The organism is Defluviimonas sp. SAOS-178_SWC, from assembly GCF_039830135.1.
Taxonomy (GTDB): Bacteria; Pseudomonadota; Alphaproteobacteria; order Rhodobacterales; family Rhodobacteraceae; genus Albidovulum.
This window is the reverse complement of record NZ_CP156081.1, coordinates 13,633-30,198: the sequence shown is the minus strand read 5'-3', so window position 1 is coordinate 30,198 and position 16,566 is coordinate 13,633. Positions and strand designations below refer to the sequence as shown.

Annotated in this window: 16 protein-coding genes and 1 pseudogene; 1 reads left to right on the top strand and 16 read right to left on the bottom strand. The window is 66.8% G+C overall.

The window, feature by feature from the left end; translation table 11 throughout:
• Positions 1-239 precede the first annotated feature (239 nt).
• The 11 genes and pseudogenes from V5734_RS01005 to V5734_RS00955 all read right to left on the bottom strand — a co-directional run bounded on the left by V5734_RS01005 (position 240) and on the right by V5734_RS00955 (position 11,996).
• Positions 240-3,260, bottom strand: a complete 3,021-nt coding sequence (locus V5734_RS01005; protein WP_347311677.1) for an efflux RND transporter permease subunit — start codon at positions 3,258-3,260, stop codon at positions 240-242.
• 4 nt (positions 3,261-3,264) lie between these two features.
• Positions 3,265-4,371 (bottom strand): efflux RND transporter periplasmic adaptor subunit, encoded by a 1,107-nt coding sequence (locus V5734_RS01000; protein WP_347311676.1) that lies wholly within the window; start codon positions 4,369-4,371, stop codon positions 3,265-3,267.
• A gap of 91 nt (positions 4,372-4,462) precedes the next feature.
• Positions 4,463-5,701, bottom strand: a complete 1,239-nt coding sequence (locus V5734_RS00995) for an MFS transporter (RefSeq protein WP_347311675.1) — start codon at positions 5,699-5,701, stop codon at positions 4,463-4,465.
• A 27-nt stretch (positions 5,702-5,728) separates the two neighbouring features.
• Complete coding sequence (locus tag V5734_RS00990; protein ID WP_347313691.1) at positions 5,729-6,142, bottom strand: glutaredoxin domain-containing protein; 414 nt, start codon at positions 6,140-6,142, stop codon at positions 5,729-5,731.
• 48 nt (positions 6,143-6,190) lie between these two features.
• Positions 6,191-7,228 (bottom strand): annotated as a pseudogene (gene cysK, locus V5734_RS00985) (cysteine synthase A); the annotation flags it as partial.
• Positions 7,229-7,240: 12 nt separating this feature from the next.
• On the bottom strand, positions 7,241-7,417 hold the full coding sequence (locus tag V5734_RS00980) for a hypothetical protein (protein WP_347311674.1): 177 nt from the start codon (positions 7,415-7,417) through the stop codon (positions 7,241-7,243).
• 24 nt (positions 7,418-7,441) lie between these two features.
• On the bottom strand, positions 7,442-7,876 hold the full coding sequence (locus tag V5734_RS00975) for a globin domain-containing protein (protein ID WP_347311673.1): 435 nt from the start codon (positions 7,874-7,876) through the stop codon (positions 7,442-7,444).
• A 92-nt stretch (positions 7,877-7,968) separates the two neighbouring features.
• Positions 7,969-8,667: a response regulator gene (locus V5734_RS00970; RefSeq protein WP_347311672.1), complete on the bottom strand. Its 699-nt coding sequence runs from the start codon at positions 8,665-8,667 to the stop codon at positions 7,969-7,971.
• Complete coding sequence (locus V5734_RS00965) at positions 8,664-10,583, bottom strand: hybrid sensor histidine kinase/response regulator (protein WP_347311671.1); 1,920 nt, start codon at positions 10,581-10,583, stop codon at positions 8,664-8,666. Before V5734_RS00965 ends, V5734_RS00970 begins: the two co-directional genes overlap by 4 nt.
• 2 nt (positions 10,584-10,585) lie before the next feature.
• Positions 10,586-11,635, bottom strand: a complete 1,050-nt coding sequence (locus V5734_RS00960) for an adenylate/guanylate cyclase domain-containing protein (protein ID WP_347311670.1) — start codon at positions 11,633-11,635, stop codon at positions 10,586-10,588.
• 4 nt (positions 11,636-11,639) lie between these two features.
• Entirely contained in the window at positions 11,640-11,996 is a 357-nt protein-coding gene (locus tag V5734_RS00955) for a group I truncated hemoglobin (protein WP_347311669.1), read from the bottom strand.
• A gap of 294 nt (positions 11,997-12,290) precedes the next feature.
• On the opposite strand from V5734_RS00955, the gene V5734_RS00950 reads away from it, so the two are divergent.
• Entirely contained in the window at positions 12,291-12,440 is a 150-nt protein-coding gene (locus tag V5734_RS00950; protein WP_347311668.1) for a hypothetical protein, read from the top strand.
• A 153-nt stretch (positions 12,441-12,593) separates the two neighbouring features.
• On the opposite strand, the gene V5734_RS00945 is transcribed toward V5734_RS00950, so the two are convergent.
• From V5734_RS00945 to V5734_RS00925, 5 genes are all read right to left on the bottom strand, one after another.
• Positions 12,594-13,751, bottom strand: a complete 1,158-nt coding sequence (locus tag V5734_RS00945; RefSeq protein WP_347311667.1) for an NAD(P)/FAD-dependent oxidoreductase — start codon at positions 13,749-13,751, stop codon at positions 12,594-12,596.
• 11 nt (positions 13,752-13,762) lie between these two features.
• Positions 13,763-15,004: a flavin-containing monooxygenase gene (locus V5734_RS00940; protein WP_347311666.1), complete on the bottom strand. Its 1,242-nt coding sequence runs from the start codon at positions 15,002-15,004 to the stop codon at positions 13,763-13,765.
• 164 nt (positions 15,005-15,168) lie between these two features.
• Entirely contained in the window at positions 15,169-15,327 is a 159-nt protein-coding gene (locus V5734_RS00935; RefSeq protein ID WP_347311665.1) for a hypothetical protein, read from the bottom strand.
• A 63-nt stretch (positions 15,328-15,390) separates the two neighbouring features.
• Entirely contained in the window at positions 15,391-15,972 is a 582-nt protein-coding gene (locus V5734_RS00930; RefSeq protein ID WP_347311664.1) for an OsmC family protein, read from the bottom strand.
• Between the two features lie 205 nt (positions 15,973-16,177).
• Complete coding sequence (locus V5734_RS00925) at positions 16,178-16,543, bottom strand: rhodanese-like domain-containing protein (protein ID WP_347311663.1); 366 nt, start codon at positions 16,541-16,543, stop codon at positions 16,178-16,180.
• Positions 16,544-16,566: the final 23 nt, after the last annotated feature.

Sequence of the window (16,566 nt, the reverse complement as noted above, 5' to 3'; positions counted from 1 at the left end):
GGCGTCAAGTTGCGCGTTCTTGACCGGCGAATCCGAAAAGGGCTGAACGTGACTGGCAGTCGGGACTCCGGTCGGAGACGTGTTCCCGTAGACCGAGGCCGCCAGCCAGGGGCGAGCAATCTCTATTGCTGGCCATCCACGTTCCCAATGGTCACTGTCCCCGCGCTTTTCCCCGTAGGGTCTAAGCCGTTGCCGAATGTCCTGCGTGACGCGGGCAAGGACAGCTGTCAGCCGGGTCTCTATCTGCGGAAGAAGAGCCGGTAGAGCGGTGGTACGAACAGGAGTGTGATCGGCGAGGCCAGAACGAGCCCGCCGATCATCAGGGCCGCCATCGGCTCGAACAGGGCGCCGCCGAAAAGCGCCATCGGAACAAGGCCGAGCACCGTCGTCAGCGAGGTGAGCAGGACCGGGCTCAGCCGTTTTACCGCCGCCGTGACGATGGCGTCGTCGAGCGGCATCGCCCCGCGCTCGATGTCGATCTGGTCGATCAGGACGATGGCGTTGTTGATGATGATCCCCATCAGCGAAATCAGCCCGAGGATGGCGAAGAACGACAGCGGCTGGCCGGTCGCGAGCAAGGCCAGGGGCGCGCCGATCAGGATCAGGGGGATGGTCAGGAAGGTGATCGCCACGCGCCGGACCGAGTTGAACTGGAACATCAGCGCCGCGACCATCACGATGAGCGCGTAGGGCATCCCGGCGAGGAGGTCCGCATTCGCTTCGGCCGCATCGGCGCTTTCGCCGCCGATCGCCACGTTGTAGCCGGGGCCGAGGTCCAGCGCCGCGAGCGCCGGCGCGATCCGCGCCTCGACCTCAGCCGCCGCCAGCGAACCGCTCTTGCCGGAGACGGTGATCCTGCGGACCTGGTTTTCGCGGCGGAGCTGCGAGAGGTCGAGCCTCGGCCGGAAATGGGCCACCTGGTCGAGCGCGACAAGCCCACGATCGGTGGGAATCGTCATGTTGGCGAGGTCTTCGAGGCTGTCCCGGAACGCCCCGTCCGCACGCAGGACGATCGGGATCTGGTCGGCGCCGTCGCGGAACACCGAGAACTCCGCGCCGGAGAAATAGGCCTGAAGCACATTCGAGATGTCGCGCGATGTCACGCCAAGCTCGCGCGCCTTCTCCTGCTGGATGTCGATGGCGACCGTGAGGCTCTTGTTGCCCCAGTCGTTGGCATTCAGGACGAGGTCGGGCACCGTGTCGAAGGCGGCCTCGACCCGCGACGCGGCGGACAGAAGCGTGTCGCCATCGGGCCCGGTGATCTCAACCTCGACGATGCCGGACTCGCTTCCCCCCATCGAGAGCCGCGTCACCCGCCCCCGCACTGCCGGGTGGTTCTCGATCAGGTGGCGGCGGGCCCGCTCTGCGGCCGCGACGGCCCCTTCGAACGTATGCGTGTTGACAACGAAGAAGGCGCTGGCGGGATCGGTGTCGGCCGGCGCGAGCGCCAGGTAGAAGCGCGGGCCGCCGTGGCCGACAAAAAGCGTGGTGCTCGCGACTTCGGGATTGGCGGCCGGATCCCGCAGCCAGGCATCGATCGCCAGCGCCTCGTCGCGGGTCGCAGTGATCGAACTGCCCTTCGGCAGATCCGCATAGATCAGGTATTCGGCGCGCTCCGAGAGGGGGAACATCTCGGACTTGAGCGATCCGAAGGCCATGATGCCGAGGAACACGAGCAGGTAGCACCCGGCCATGATCGGCAGGCCGAGCCGCAGGCAGCGCCGGATCAGCCGGCCGTAGAGACGTGCCAGCGTGCCCTCGCCCCCCTCTGCCTGCGGCTTCGGACGCAGGAGCGCGGCGGCAAGGAAGGGCAGGATGTAGTGCGCGATGAGCCAGGATCCCGCCAGCATCAGCGCCACCACCGCGCCGAGCGAAAAGGCGAATTCCCCCGTCGTGCCCTTCAGGATCAGCATCGGCAGGAAGGCGGAGACCGTGGTGATCGAGGCCACGGCGAGCGGCACGAAGAACTGTCGTCCGGCCCCGATCGCGGCCTCGGGCGGGGCGGCGCCTTCCTTGATCCGCCGGTCGATGTCCTCGACGACGACAAGGCCGTTGTCCACCAGAAGGCCGAGCGAGATGATCACCGCGGCGATCGAGATCTGTTCGAGGTCGATCCCCCATTGCGCCATGCCGAGAAGCGCGAAGGTCACGGTGAAGGGCACGATGCTGGCGATGATGAGGGCAGCCCGCAGCCCCAGGAATATCATCATGACCACGAGCACGACGCCGAATGTCTGGGCGACGTTCGACAGGGCGCCGTTGATCGACCGGGTGACGTTCGTCTCCTGGAAGGTGGATAGGTTGAAGGCGATGCCGATGGGCTGGGCCTGTTCGAGCTTCGCGATTTCGTGGCGAAGCGTCCGCCCGATCTTCTGGATGTCCCGGTCGTCGGACATTTCGACGCTGACCAGCACGGCCGGGGCGCCGTTGAAATAGACCGGCTGCTGAACCGGGTCGACATAGCCGCGCCGCACCGTCATCAGGTCGCGCAGGCGAACGATGTCCCCGGTCGGAAGCCGGGTCAGGACCGACGCGACATCGTCGAGCGTGTTGAGGTTGCCGTTCGCCTCCAGCACGATGTTGGTGCCGTCGGCGTCGATGCGCCCGGCGGGCAGGATCACGTTCTGGTCGCTGAGATCGTCGAGAAGCTGCGGAAGCTGGATTCCGATCGCGGCGAGCCGGCGGCTGTCGATTTCCAGCCAGATGCGCTCTTCCTGCGTACCGGAAAGGCTGACCTTGGTGATGCCGGGAACGGCATAGAGCCCGGTCTGAAGATCCTCCGCCGCGTCCTCGATCTCGGCATAGGAGAACCCGTCGCCGGTCACCGCAATCGTTGCGATCGCCACCGCGCCGTAATCGGTGTTGACGACGGGCCCCGACGTGCCGTCCGGCAGGTCGTCGGCGGTATCCTCCATCTTGCTGCGGATGTCCGCGAACACGCGGTCGAGTTCATCGACCGGAACGCCGTCGCCCACCGCCACGTTGAGCTGCGCCCGTCCCGTCGTGACGAGGGTCGAGATGTCCTCGACCTCGCCGATCTCGCGGGCGGCGCGTTCCAGCGGTACCGCGATCAGATCCTCGACGCGTTCGGGCGCCATGCCGGGGAACTGGGCGGTGACGATCACGGTGCGGATGGTGATCGCCGGGTTCTCGCGCTTGGGCAAGGCGAGATAGCTCAACGCCCCGATTAGCAGGAGGCCCGCCATCACGAGGAGCGTGAAGCGCGATTTCTCGATCCCGAACCGGGCGAGCGCCTCCATCACCTCACTCCCCGGGATCGAGGAGCCGGACCTCCTGCCCATCCTTGAGGAAGGACACGCCGGCCGACGCGACGAGATCGCCGGACGAAAGCCCCTCGACCACCACGATCATGTTCTCACGGATGCCGCCGACGGTCACTTCGCGCCGCTTGACGGTGGAGCTTGTCACGTCGAACACGAAAACGCCCGCGCGCGCCGGGGTTTCCGCGTCGCCCGGGCTGCCGCTCCGGCCGTCCTTTATGATCGCCGAAAGCGGCACCGGATAGCCTTCGCGGGCGGGCAGGGGGAAGTCGATGGCGGCCTCGACCGCCATGCCGGCCTTGAGCAGCGGATGTGTATCCTTGAGGCGCAACACGATCGGGAAGCTCGACACCGCGTCGGCCCGCGCGCCGATCTCGCCGACAACGGCGGCGAGCGCGATATCCGGCCTGTCGGCAAGCCGCACCTGCGCCGGGGTGCCGACCACGAGCGCGCTCGCGGCATCGAAGCCGACCGAGAACGACACCTCGAATGCCTCGGTCGAGTAGACGGTCGCGATCGGCGTGCCGGCGGCGACCGTCGCGTAGGACGTGGCCTCGACTGAGTTGACGATCCCGTCGAACGGTGCCCTGAGTTCTGCCTTGCCGAGCGTCTCCTCTGCTGCCTCGAGCGACTTTTCCGCCTGCGTCAGCGATGCGGCCGCCGCGTCGGCCTGCGCGCGGACATCGTCGACGACGACGCGCGTGGTCGTGCCGCGCTCAAGCAACGCCTCCTGCCGGGCCAGCGTCTCGGCGGCATTGCGGGCCGATGCCTCGGCCTGCGCGACGGCGGCTTCCGCGGTTTCGACCTGCAACCGAAGCGTTTCGGGATCGAGCCGCGCGACGACCTCGCCCGCGACGATGCCCTGACCGACATCGAGATTGAATGCCGCCAGCTTCCCGCCGATCTCGAACGACAAGACCGTCAGGTCGGCGGGCTCCAGCACTCCCGGAAACCGCCGTGTCTGGGATCGTTCGAACTCCGCAATCTCGTGAACCTTGAGGCCGCGCTTGACCGCATCGGTGTCGGCTTCCTCTTCCCGACATCCGGCCAACAAGGCGACGGCGACGACAATGGGGAGAAAGCGCAGCATCATCTCCGGCTCCGATCAATCCACGCAGCAAGCGTGCCTGATGTCAGGCACGCTGTCTATAATTCGGGCCGTTCGGCGCGGGATTCTTAGATCACTCCGCCGGGTAGGGCACGGCGGTGGGGGGCAGGCCCGGCCGGCGGCGTCTGGTGACCATCAGGAAGAGCGAGGTCACCAGCAAGAGGTTCACGACGCCCGCCCCGACCGCGACGGCGAACGTCAGGTCATAGGTTCCCGTCAGATCGAAGAAGAGACCGCCGAGATACCCGCCAAGCCCGTGCCCGGCCCAGCCAAAGGCCAGGATGATGCCGGTCGCGCTTGCCCGGCGGTCGGCGGGGGTCAGCGACCGGACAGTGGTCAGGACTCCGGTCATGACGCCTGCGTAGCCGAAGCCGTAGATCGGTGCGAAAATATAGAACAGGCTCAGGTCGTCGATCCGGGTGAAGAGGAAGACGAGCGCGGTCTGCCAGGCGGAGGCCGCCAGATAGGCGGGCACCGCGCCGATCATGTCCGCGAGGCGTCCGAAGGCCACCCGCCCGAAGATCGCGGTGATCATCATCACGAAGACGACGCTGCCCGCCTGCGGGGCCGGAATCCCGCAACCCTGGATCAGTGGCACGAGATGCATCAGCGGCACCGACATCAGGCTGCAACAGCACAGGACGGCGGCGCCCATCAGCACGACGAGACGCGGCAGGGGTACCGGCGGAGCAGCTTCGGCAGCGGTCTGCCCCGTCGCGGCGGGCGCCGGTTCCGGCCTGCGGATCAGGAGCGCGAGCGGGACAAGCACGACGAGCGAGAAGAGGCCGAGCGCGAGGAGAGCGCCTCTCCAACCGAGCGCCTCGATCAGGATCGCGTTCGCGAAGGGAATCCCGCCCTGTCCGATCGCCTGTCCGGCCGAGGCGATGCCGATGGCCAGCCCGGCCCCGGTGCGGAACCAGCCGCCAACGACGGCGAAAAGGGGCGCGAACAGCGCGCCGCCGCCCAGGGCGCCTGCGACGAAGAAGATCGCGTAAAGCTGCCAGAGCTCGCTCGCCCGGGAGGCCGCGATCATGCCGAGCGCGGTCGCGCCGGCCCCCACCAGAATGACGTGGCGGACGTTCAGCCGGTCGGCGACGAAGCCCATGACGATGCCGCCAAGTGCGATGCCGATGAGACCGGCGGTGTTGACGAAGGCGATCTCGCCGCGCCCCCAGCCGAACTCCTGTTCGAGCGGGGCGAAGAAGGCCGATAGGCCGTTGACAAGCTGGCCCATCGCGATGGCGAGCATCCCGGCCGCGGCGGCCACGATGACCCAGCGATAGCGGGAGGGGGTTTCGGATCTCTGGGTCATGTGATGGCTCCTCTGCCGGGGCTCGTTTCAGGCGGCGGGTTTGCGGGGGTGAAGCCATGCGGGCAGGAACCCGTAGGCATCGGCGACGTCGGCTTCGGCGAGCGTGACGCCGCACTTCCGAACGAGCCTGTGCAGATCACCGCTGTTGAAGGCGTCGAAGGTTTCGGTCGCGCCGCCGATATGCCGGCCGCCGACGAAGATCTGCGGGATCGTCACCGCACCGGTCTTCTTCGCCAGCGCCTTGCGCACGGCACCGCCCCAGTCGTTTTCGCGATAGCCCGGACCGTCGAGATCGACGGAGCGATAGGGGATGCCGGCCGCCGCGAAGAGCTTGCGGACCGACCAGGAAAATTCGCACCATTCGAGCGCGAAGAGCACGACGGGCTGATCCTTGTCGGACAGGATGCTCTCGACATGATCCAGCGCCGCGACCGTCGGCATGGGCGCCGGAGCCACGGCAGCAGGAGCCGCCGCGTTGGGCGCATCGAAGCGAAAGCGCGGGGTCGAGGCGGCGATCGCGGTCTCCTCGTCGCTCATCGCTTCCGCGATGTCGGCGAAGAGCGGGGTCGACAGGTAGCGCTCGCCGGTGTCCGGCAGCATCGCGAGGATGCGCGATCCCTTGGGCGCGCGGCGCGCGACCTCCAGCGCGGCGGCGAAGGTCGCGCCGCCCGAGATGCCGCAAAGGATGCCCTCGTGCCGCGCGAGGTCGCGGGCGCATTTCAGCGCCGCGTCGCCGGGCACGGGCTGGACCTCGTCGATATGGCCGGCCTCGATCACGTCGGCGGTCAGCTTCGGGATGAAGTCCGGGGTCCAGCCCTGCATCAGGTGCGGGCGGAAGGCCGGGTGGCTTGCCGCAGGCGCGCCGTCATCGGCATAGGCCTGCGCGATGCCGGAGCCGAGCAGCGGCGAGTTGTCGGGTTCGGCCGCAATGACGCGGGTCACGGGGCTTTCCGCCTTGAGAACGCGGGCGACGCCCTTCATCGTGCCGCCGGTGCCGAAGCCCGACACCCAGTAATCCAGCGGCGCGCCGGCGAACCCGTCGAGGATTTCGCGCGCGGTCGTGCGGGAATGGATATCCGGCCCTGCCTCGTTCTCGAACTGGCGGGCGAGGAACCAACCATGCTTCTCGGCCAGTTCCCTTGCCTTAGCGAGCATGCCGGAACCCTTTTCGGACGCGGGCGTCAGGACGACTTTGGCACCGAGGAACCGCATCAGCTTGCGCCGCTCGACCGAGAAGCTCTCTGCCATCGTCACGACGAGCGGATAGCCCTTGGCGGCGCAGACCATCGCAAGGCCGATGCCGGTATTGCCGGAGGTTGCCTCGATCACCGTCTGGCCGGGCTTCAGCGAACCGTCCCGTTCGGCCGCCTCGATGATGCCGAGGGCGAGGCGGTCCTTGACCGAACCCATCGGGTTGAAGGCTTCGAGCTTGACGTAAAGCTCCACCCCTTCGGGGGCGAGCTTGGTGATGCGCACGATCGGCGTGTTGCCGACGGTGCCGAGGATGGAGGGGTGGGACATGTTCATTGTGATGGTTCCTCAGAGAAGGGGGGTAATGCTGTGGGCGAAAACCGCGGCGGCGGTGACGGTCGTGCCGAGGGCGACGTAGCTGCGAAGAGGGCGCCTGGCCTTCTGGCGCGGCCAGCGGCTGAAGGGGCCGACGATCTCGGGATTGCGAAGGGCCATCATCGGTTGCGTGGCGTTTGCGCGGGCCATGGGGTTTCTCCCTGCTTTTCGGGGTCAGGCGGATTTCTGGAACGCGGTCGCCGCGCCCGCCATCATGGCGGCGGCGACGGCCGCGTAGGCCGCCACCCAGGCGTCGCGCATCGCTTGCGTGAACGAGGGGCCGTGGAACCCGGCGATGGCATGGATCAGGGCGCGACCGACGGCATCGTACTGCGCGTCGGTGGCGCCGTAGCCGACATGCCTCCGTCCCATATCCTCGAGCGCCGGCGCGATGGCGGAAAGATTGTCGGCGTGATGGACCACCATCGCGATCGCGGATGCGAGCTTGCGGCGCTGGGCGCGCATGTCCGAATTGGCGAACAGGGGCCGCACGCCCGGTGCGATGCGGAACAGCTTCGCATAGAAGCGCTCCGTGAGAGTGTCGGGGTCCATCGAAAGGGCCACCCAGCTCTGGCGGATGGCGGCAATGTGGTCAGGGGTAAGGCTCATGGTGGCATCCTCCGTTCGGGGTGATGCCGCCAAATTGCCTCCGGGCCGTTTCAGCGCGGTGTCGCGCGCGGCCCGTCAGGGTTTCATTTGTTTCACGAGGGATCGTAGATGTAGCCGACGCCGCGCACCGTGCGGATGACCTCGGGCTTCTGCGGGTTGCTCTCGATCTTCTTGCGGATGCGCGAGATGCGGATGTCGATCGAGCGGTCGAACGGATCCCAGTGGCGGTCGTGCGCCCCTTCGAGGATCTGGTCGCGGTTCAGCACACGCCCCCGGTTCCTGGCGAAGAGCTTCAGGAGGTTGAACTCCATCGAGGTCAGGGGCAGTTCGTTGCCATCTTCGTCGAGGAGCTTCGCCGCCTCGAGATCGAGCCATGTCTTGCCGAAACGGAACCGGGCGCGCTCTGCGACGGGCTCCGCCGAGGTGCTGCCACGGCGGCGCAGCACCGCCTTGATGCGCGAGGCAAGCTCGCGCAGGTCCACGGGCTTGGCCAGATAGTCGTCCGCCCCCATTTCAAGCCCGACCACCCGGTCGATCACCTCGCCCGCCGCCGTCAGCATGATGACGAGGGGCGCATCCGGCCCCTGAAGGCTTCTGAGGACCGAGAGGCCATCCTCGCCGGGCATGTTGATGTCGAGAAGGATGAGATCCGGCTTTTCCTTGCCAAGGCTCGCGCGCAGGTCGTCGGCATTCGCGGCAAGGCTGGTGCGGAAGCCGCGCTTGCCGAGATATTCAGCCAGCATCTCGCGCAGTTCGGGTTCGTCGTCGCAGATGAGGATGTGATCGCTCATGTCGAGTCCCCCCGTTTGCCGAGCATCGAATGGGCGAGCTTGCGCAGTTCGGCCGGCGCGATCGGCTTTTCGAGATAGGGCCGTCCGGCCCCGTCAAGGAAGCCGCGCGCCTGCGGGCTCATCGTGTCGCCGGTGACGAAACCGACGCGCCGCGCCAGCGACGGGCGCTTGCGAAGCAGGGTTTCGTAAAGGCCGCGCCCGCCGATTCCGGGCATGTTCAGATCGGTCAGGATCAGGGTGAAATCCCGCTCTTCGACGATCTCCAGCGCGGTTTCGGCGGCCTCCGCGACCTCGACCTCGAATCCGTCGCGGACAAGGATCTCGCGGATCAGGTCGGACACGTCCTCTTCGTCGTCGACCACGAGGATCCGGCCTTTCGACGGGGCAACCTCATCGCTCGGCAGGGATGCGGCGCCCGCATCCTCACCGGTCGTCGTCGGCAGACGGACCACGATCACCGCACCGGTGCCGGTGTCGGGCATGACCTTGATCTGCCCGGAATGGGCCGTGACGATCCGGTGACAGAGCGCGAGCCCGATGCCGGTGCCCGACCCCACGGGCTTGGTGGTGAAGAGCGGATCGAAGACACGGCTCTGGATCTCGTCCGGGATGCCGGGGCCGTTGTCGGCGACGGTGATCTCGATCGCGTCCCGGTCCTGGCGCGCGACGACACGGATCAGGTCGCCGGTCCCGCTTTCACGGATCGCCTGATCGGCGTTGGTCACGAGGTTGATCAGCACCTGCGCGATCTGGTGCGCGTCACCGCGCACGGGCGGCAGGTCGGGCGCGAAATCGGTCTCGATCGGCGTCGCCAGCCCGTCCGCGCCGTTCTGCAACGCGTCGATGGCCATTTCGAGCGTATCGGTGACGTCGATCGGCACAAGGCGCGCGGGCTGCTGCCGCGCCATGGCGAGGAAGGATTTCACAATCTTGGCGCAGCGCTCGGCGGCCTCGCTGATCTTCTCGACACGGCGCAGCGTTTCGGGCGCGATGTTCTCGTCGCGCAGCATCAGGGCATGGCCGACGACGACCGAGAGGGGGTTGTTCAGTTCATGCGCCACCCCGGCAAGAAGCTCCCCCAACGCAGACATCTTCTCGGCCTGGAAGATCTGTTCGCGCTGTTCGGCCAGCCTGCGGCGAAGCTCGACCTCCTTGCTGATATCGACGGTGGTCGAGACCATCACATCCTCGCCGCGATAGTCGATCAGCCGGGCCGAGATCATGCAGGGGAACCGCGTCCCGTCGGCCTTGACGCCGGTCACGGTCATGTCGTCGATGCGACCGTCCGGCAACAGCGCGGTGATGAAGTCCGCCCGTTCCTCGCGGGAGGAAAAGATGCCGGTCGGGCGCTTCGCGGTGCCGAGAAGTTGGGTCGCGGCCGGCGTGCGATAGATCACCTCGCCGTCGCCAACACGGGTCATCACGATATTCGCGGGGCAGGCCTCGAGAACCTGGCGAAGCAGCATGTCGGCCTCGCGTTCGGTTTCCTCGAAGTTGAGGCGTTCGGTGATGTCGTTCTGCACAAGCACGAAGCCGCCGGTCAGGGTCGCGCGCATCAGCACGTCGTAGACCCGGTTGTTGGCTTCGAACTCGATCGGCATCACGCCGCGTTCGCCGTTGGCGAGCCGACCTTCCATCCAGGCGAGCCTTTCGCGGGTCGTCGCCGGAAGTCCGCCCCGCCCCGCCCATTCGCGCAAGAGAATGTCCCAGCTCAAACCGGGCTCCAGAAGGTCGGCGATCTGCGGGTTCATGGCGCGGAACCCGGCGTTCAGGCGGATCAGGTACGCGTCCTCGTTGAAGACCGCGAGCCCTTCGGACAGGGCGTCGATCACCTCATCGAGAATGTCCGAAGACCGCTCGGCCGGGCTGCCGGTATGGTGCGTGTCGGGCACGGAGGGATCGAAACGCACCGCCATCGTCAGGTCCCCTCGGCCGCGTGCACGTCCGCCTCGATCTTGAAGACCTCTTCCGGCTTCTCATCGGTCAGCTCGATCTTTCCCTGCGAAAGCGCGACGAACTGATCGTCGAGCTGCTCGGTCATCAGCCGGTTCGCGACGATGCACATCGGGTTCGCGAAGTAGCGCAGCCGGCTCGCATGGATCACGGCGGCGCCGAAGACGTCGTAGATGTATTTCTGCACGCCCACGACCGAGCCGACGACCGGCCCCGCCGCGATGCCGATGCGGCAGGTCCACTGGATCGGGTGCGTCTCGTTCCGTTGCCTGAGGTAGCGGATGAAGCGCACGGCGGCATTGGCGGCCGATTGGGCGTAGTCGTCCACAGGATCCGGCATCCCGGCCATTGCGATGTAGAAATCGCCCACCGCCCGGATCCGCGCGCAGCCGAACTGTTCGCCGATCCGGTCGAAGGCGGTGTAGATGTCATTGAGCTCGCTCACGATCACGCCGGGGTCATGTTCCGTCACCATCTCGGCGAAACCGATGAAGTCGAGGCAGAGAACCGCGACAGGATCGTAGAGCCGGGGCGTCACGATGCCGAAGGTCTTGTATTCCTCGTAGACCGAGCGCGGCATCATGTTGAGCAGGAGCTTTTCGACCTGCTCCTTCTCGCGCTTGATCTCCCGCGTATTGCGCTCGACCATCATCGAGTAGGAGTCGATCATCGACTCCAGTTCCTTGATGCGCGAGATGTTCTGGCAGACGAGAACGGCGATCGCCTCGCTGTTCTCCAGGGCACGGTTGAACGCAAGCGCGACGGTCATCGTCCGGCGGCGGACACGGAAGGTCGTCTCCGTCGTGAAACGGCCCTCTTCCGCCAGCGCCGCCTTCAGCGCGTCCGGGTCGAAGCCAGCGAAAAGGTCCGTCAGGTGCTGGCCGACCTCGATGTCGCCGAACCATTCCTGGAACGTGTCGTTGTAGAAGCGGAGCCGGAGCGTCTCCATGTCGATCAGGGCGACGCCGACACCTATGGCGCGCAGGAGCTGTTCGTTGATCGCGGCAATCGACAAGGGCCTACTCCACTACCAGCTTGCGGCGCGCCTCGAACGAAGCGGTGATCGCATCGGCATCTTCCTCGCTGACGCCATGATCGAGGAGCGTCTGCCGCAAGATCCCCTGCAACGTGTCGAAATGCGCGTTCGTGATCGTGAGACGCGCATGCATCTTCTCGATCTGGTCGTCCGTATAGGACGCCGGCCCCCCCATCAGGGACGACACGAACTTCGTCTGGTGGTCGACGATGCGGGCCATTTCGACCTCGTCGAAGAACGGACCGACATCGTCATCGTCGAGGAGCCGGTCGTAAAGGTCGAGGACGATCCTGCTGACGACCGAAAACCCACCATACTTCTCAAAAAGTGATTTTTGCATGGGAACCCCCTCCTGACCCATGAGAGCCTTCTTGTCGCCGACGCGATCTGTTGTTGTGTCGTCGAGCATGGTCAAACCCGGCCCATGTGGCAAGTTTTTCAATCAGTTCCCCGCACAAGCATTTCCCGCGCGTGTTTCAGCTCTGTGTCTGAAAGGGCACCGTCCTGTTTCAAATGTATCAGGCACCCCCACCCGGGCGCAGGAATTGAAGCACGATCGCCCCGCGCCGGACATTCGGCTGAAACGCTCGGGGTGGATAGTCAGGGCATCGCAACCGAAACCCGGAGACAAGACATGAAAGCCCTGAACGATCTTCACAACTCCCTGCTCGAACGCCGCGAGGCACGGACGCTCTACCGCGCGACCCGCCATCTCGACCCCTGGCACGCCCGCGATATCGGCCTCCAGCTCGACCACGCGACGCGCCTTGCCCATCGCATCTGAGCGGGGCCACGTTCCCAGCCTCCCTCCCTGACTGACCCGCCCTCGCCGGCGGGTCTTTTTGCGTCTGGTCGAACGTCCGACCCTGAAGCGACTATGGGCAACGACGAAAGGCCCGCCATGCAGGCGGGCCTTTGTCGTGTTCGCGCCGGATGGTCAGGCGGCCCGGGGGAGCGCGCCGCCGATTCCCGCGATCCGGTCCTGATTGGCCTTCATCACCTTGTTGAGCCTGTAATGATGGCGCTGGATCTCTTCCATCGACCAGTCGAGCGCGGCGATCTGGTCGGTTATCTCGAAGAACTCCGAAGACAGCGCATCGCGAAGCGTCGGGTAGGCGCCCACATTGCCGCGCACGACCGCATCGGCCAGCACCTCGGCGTCCCTGAGCGCGTCGGTGATCCCGTGCGCGGTCAGCGGGTCGCGGAAGTAGCCCGCATCGCCGACAAGCGCCCAGCCCGGCCCGGCGGATTGCCGGAAATAGCCGTAGCTGCCGGGGAAGGTGACCGGCCGCTCGACAGGGGCGGCACCGGCGATCTCGTCGGCGAGAACGGGCAGATGACGCGCGATGAGCGCTTCGTGCGAGGCGGTGCCATTGGTCCGGGCTTCCGCCAGGACGCCGGGCGCGACGGCCGCGAAGACGCAGGACAGGCCCTCGTTCGTCGGGATGATCCCGCCAGCCGCGCCGGGCGCGAAATGCCAGCGGTAGCCATGATTGGGCAGGCCGCTCATGTAGGCATAGACGCAGGCGATGCTGTTCGTCGCCTGCCGCGAGACGGTGGCGCCGACATACCGCGCGACGGCGGAACGGCGGCCGTCCGCGCCGATGACGATCCCCGCGCAGACCTCCTCGGTCGCGCCGGACGGGGCGCGCAGCGTGACGCCCCGCACCCGGCGGGCCTCGTCGAACAGAAGTCCCGTGCAGCCCGTCCCGTAGCGAAACTCGGCGCCAGTCGCGCCCGCAGCCTCGGCGAGCGTCGCATCGAGGAGGCTCCTGCGCGGAGCATAGAGGGCATCGACGCCATGCTCGGGCTTGATGTCGACGTCGAACACCTGATCACCGTAGAGAAAACTGGTGCGGCGAATGGCCGGCGTTCCCGCGCGGATGAGCGTGTCGAGAACGCCCCATTTCTTCAGCTGGATCACCGCGCCGCGCATCAGCGCATGGGTCGACATCGTGTCAGATCCCGGCTGGTCGTGATCGACGACGAGAACACGCGCCCCCTGCCTGGCCAGCAGCAGGGCGGTGGCCGCCCCGGCGCAGCGCGCGCCGACAATGACGGCATCATAGTATTGGGGTTGAAGTGTCTTGATCATGGTAGGTCCTTTCAGGCGGCGCGCGCGGCGCTGTTGTCGAGGTGGCGGGAAACGGAGGACGCGATCGCCTCGGCGTCGCGACCGGCGCCGTAGATGAAGGCGGAACTGCGATGGCGCATGAACGGCAGGCCAAGCGTGAAGAGCCCGGCCACGGGCGTGTGCCCGCCGTCGCTGATGATCTCGCCCGATGAATCGAGCACGGGAAGGTGCAGCCACGGATAGCTGCGTCGGAAGCCGGTCGCCCAGATCACCGTCCGGATCTCGTCCCTCGGCATCTCGGTGCCGGCGAAGCTCGCCGTGGACGGCACCTGCGGCTCCCACGCGCCCAGGTCGCCGGGGGCGTCGATGTCCGACGCGGATATGTGCCGGTCCATCACGGCAAGGAGCTTGCGCCGCCGCACCTCTGCGGCCGCGCATTCCATCGCGAGCGTGGGGGCAAACCGCACACTTGCGCCGGTGGTCCCGAGCGCGCGCCCGGCGATCCTGACGCCTTGCGCGGCAAGCGTGGCAAGGCCGATCTCGCCGTTGTCCGCGCTGCCGACGAGTTGCAGCGAGGGCAGGGCGACCGGGCGGGCCGTAGCGCGAGAGCGCGGCTCGTAAAGAAAGCCACTGCCGTCGAGCCAGCGAAAGAGATCCTGACCGCGATACCGGCGCGGTGCCCGGACATGCCGTCCGGCCGAAAGCGTCACCTGATGTCCGCTTGCCTGGATGTCCGAGGCGAGCTGAACGCCCGTGGCCGAGGCGCCGACGACGAGAACCCCGCCGGCGGGCAGCGATTGCGGGCCCCGATATTGCGAGGGCGCCAGTTGAAGAACGCGGTCGGGCAGCTCCGCCGCCCAGGCCGGGATCGCCGCGCGGTCGCAGGCGCCCGTCGCCAGCACCACCGAACGGCAGAGCCATTCCCCGGCCGTCGACAGAACCCGAAACCCGCGCCCCGCCCGCGTGACGGAGAGCACCGCGCAATCCGTCACGACGGGTGCCGCGAGCCGTGCGCGATACCGGTCGAGGACCTCGGCGAACTCTGCGGCCGGCATGAACGCATCGGCCGCTCCGGCCGGTTTCATGCCCGGCAGCGCGTTCATCCAGTTCGGTGTCAGAAGGGTCAGCCCCGGCCACCTTTCGGACAGCCAGCGCTCGCCCACCCGGCCGCGTTCGAGCACGATGTTGTCGATGCCACGCAAGGTCAGCGACCGGCTCATGGCGAGGCCAGCTTGCCCTGCCCCGATGATGATGACGTCCCTACGCGTCGACATGTCGTGCTCCGATATCCGATTTCATGGACGCAGAGTGCCGGGACGCTGTTTCAAACCGTCGACGCGACGCGGGGCTTGTGGTTTCAGTTGTTTCCGCGCGTCCCGTAGAAACGAAGACGCCCGCAGCCTTCGCTGCGGGCGTTCATCCGGGCCGGTGGCCGGTGTCAGGCGGCCAGGGGGACGTCCTGGTCCTCGTCCTGCTCCATGTCGACCGGAAAATGGCTCTTCTCGTTCCACCATGCGATGAAGCTGCGGAACGCGTCTTCGGTTCCCACGTGGTCGAAACCGTCGCCGAAGGTCTTGATCATCGAGGTCGGTTGCATCGTCTTGCTCCTTTGAATGTGCGTTTCTGGGGTGGGGGCGGGGACATGCCCCGCCACCGGGGATCAGTTCGCCACGGCGGCGACGGTCACCGGAACGCCGTTCGTCAGCACGTCGAACACCGCCGAGCGGGCCACCGACTGCTGGACGATCTGCTCAAGCACCTCGTCCGGCGCGTCGCCCTTGATCTTGAAGGTCGCACGGATGCCGGCGAAACCGTTGCGCACGGTCTTGTCGAGGCCGAGGATGCCATTGAGGTTGATGTCGCCCTCGACGGTGGTTTCGACCGAGTGCAGCTTCACCTGGCGGATCGATGCGATGTTGCCGATCCCGGCGGTGATGCAGGCCGAAAGCCCGGCAAGCAGCATCTCGACCGGCGTGACGCCGTTGTCGGTTCCGCAAAGCACCTGCGGGTGGTCGCCGTCGATCGTGTAGCGCGCCTTGTGCTCCTGCTCGGCCATCGCGCCGAAATAGCCGGAGAACGCGGTCCGCGAATGCGTGCCCGAAAGCCATTCGCCATTGGCTCGGAAGGTGAACTTGGCGATGTCGGGCTGCTGGCCGACGACGCCGAGCGTGGCGATGAAGGTCGGCACGTCGACGCCGTTGATCGCGACCTTGGCAGGCTTTTCGAGAGTAGCGGTGGTCATTCTTAAATCTCCTGTCTGTCTTCTGGTTTGGCGGGCGATCCGTTCGCCCGATGGACAGGAGGTCTAGAGGCGCCGCGTTTCAGTGGAATTGCGCGCTCTGTTTCAATGGTTTCGGCGGGCGCGGTCGGCAACGGGACTGGGGAAGGCTTGGCGCCGCCACGGTCGCGGCGGCGCTTTCCCGGTATCTCGGGGCGAACGCCGGGCGTCAGCGGACGGCCGGCAGCCCGGCTTCGATCCAGGCCTGGGTTCCGCCGTAGATCCAGCTGACCCGCGCAAAGCCGAGCTTCGCGAAGGCCGCCGCCGCGCGGGACGCCATCGGGCCTGCCTGGCAGGATGCCACGATGTGGATCGAGCGGTCGGCAAAGGCCGGTGGCAGGGTGCCCGCCTCGATATCCGTGATCGGGATGACCCGCGCGCCGGGGATCTTGCCCGTCGTCGCCGCGATGGCTTCGGCCGGGCGCGGATCGACGAACTCGACGCCGGCCCGTCCGTGGAAGGCTTGCGCCTCGGAAACGGTGATCGCGGTCGCGATGGAATTCTCGACGACGCCGGTGTTGCTGCAGGAAGTCATGGGTGTTTCTCCTTGTCTCGGGT

What these genes read in the sequence shown, in the direction of transcription:
- V5734_RS00930 (WP_347311664.1), bottom strand. Translation starts at nt 15,972, where the DNA reads ATGACCACCGCTACTCTCGAAAAGCCTGCCAAGGTCGCGATCAACGGC.
- V5734_RS00950 (WP_347311668.1), top strand. Translation starts at nt 12,291, where the DNA reads ATGAAAGCCCTGAACGATCTTCACAACTCCCTGCTCGAACGCCGCGAG.
- V5734_RS01005 (WP_347311677.1), bottom strand. Translation starts at nt 3,260, where the DNA reads ATGGAGGCGCTCGCCCGGTTCGGGATCGAGAAATCGCGCTTCACGCTC.
- V5734_RS00940 (WP_347311666.1), bottom strand. Translation starts at nt 15,004, where the DNA reads ATGTCGACGCGTAGGGACGTCATCATCATCGGGGCAGGGCAAGCTGGC.
- V5734_RS00995 (WP_347311675.1), bottom strand. Translation starts at nt 5,701, where the DNA reads ATGACCCAGAGATCCGAAACCCCCTCCCGCTATCGCTGGGTCATCGTG.
- V5734_RS00975 (WP_347311673.1), bottom strand. Translation starts at nt 7,876, where the DNA reads ATGAGCCTTACCCCTGACCACATTGCCGCCATCCGCCAGAGCTGGGTG.
- V5734_RS00935 (WP_347311665.1), bottom strand. Translation starts at nt 15,327, where the DNA reads ATGCAACCGACCTCGATGATCAAGACCTTCGGCGACGGTTTCGACCAC.
- V5734_RS00925 (WP_347311663.1), bottom strand. Translation starts at nt 16,543, where the DNA reads ATGACTTCCTGCAGCAACACCGGCGTCGTCGAGAATTCCATCGCGACC.
- V5734_RS00990 (WP_347313691.1), bottom strand. Translation starts at nt 6,142, where the DNA reads ATGCCGACGGTCGCGGCGCTGGATCATGTCGAGAGCATCCTGTCCGAC.
- V5734_RS00980 (WP_347311674.1), bottom strand. Translation starts at nt 7,417, where the DNA reads ATGGCCCGCGCAAACGCCACGCAACCGATGATGGCCCTTCGCAATCCC.
- V5734_RS00955 (WP_347311669.1), bottom strand. Translation starts at nt 11,996, where the DNA reads ATGCAAAAATCACTTTTTGAGAAGTATGGTGGGTTTTCGGTCGTCAGC.
- V5734_RS00970 (WP_347311672.1), bottom strand. Translation starts at nt 8,667, where the DNA reads ATGAGCGATCACATCCTCATCTGCGACGACGAACCCGAACTGCGCGAG.
- V5734_RS01000 (WP_347311676.1), bottom strand. Translation starts at nt 4,371, where the DNA reads ATGCTGCGCTTTCTCCCCATTGTCGTCGCCGTCGCCTTGTTGGCCGGA.
- V5734_RS00945 (WP_347311667.1), bottom strand. Translation starts at nt 13,751, where the DNA reads ATGATCAAGACACTTCAACCCCAATACTATGATGCCGTCATTGTCGGC.
- V5734_RS00965 (WP_347311671.1), bottom strand. Translation starts at nt 10,583, where the DNA reads ATGGCGGTGCGTTTCGATCCCTCCGTGCCCGACACGCACCATACCGGC.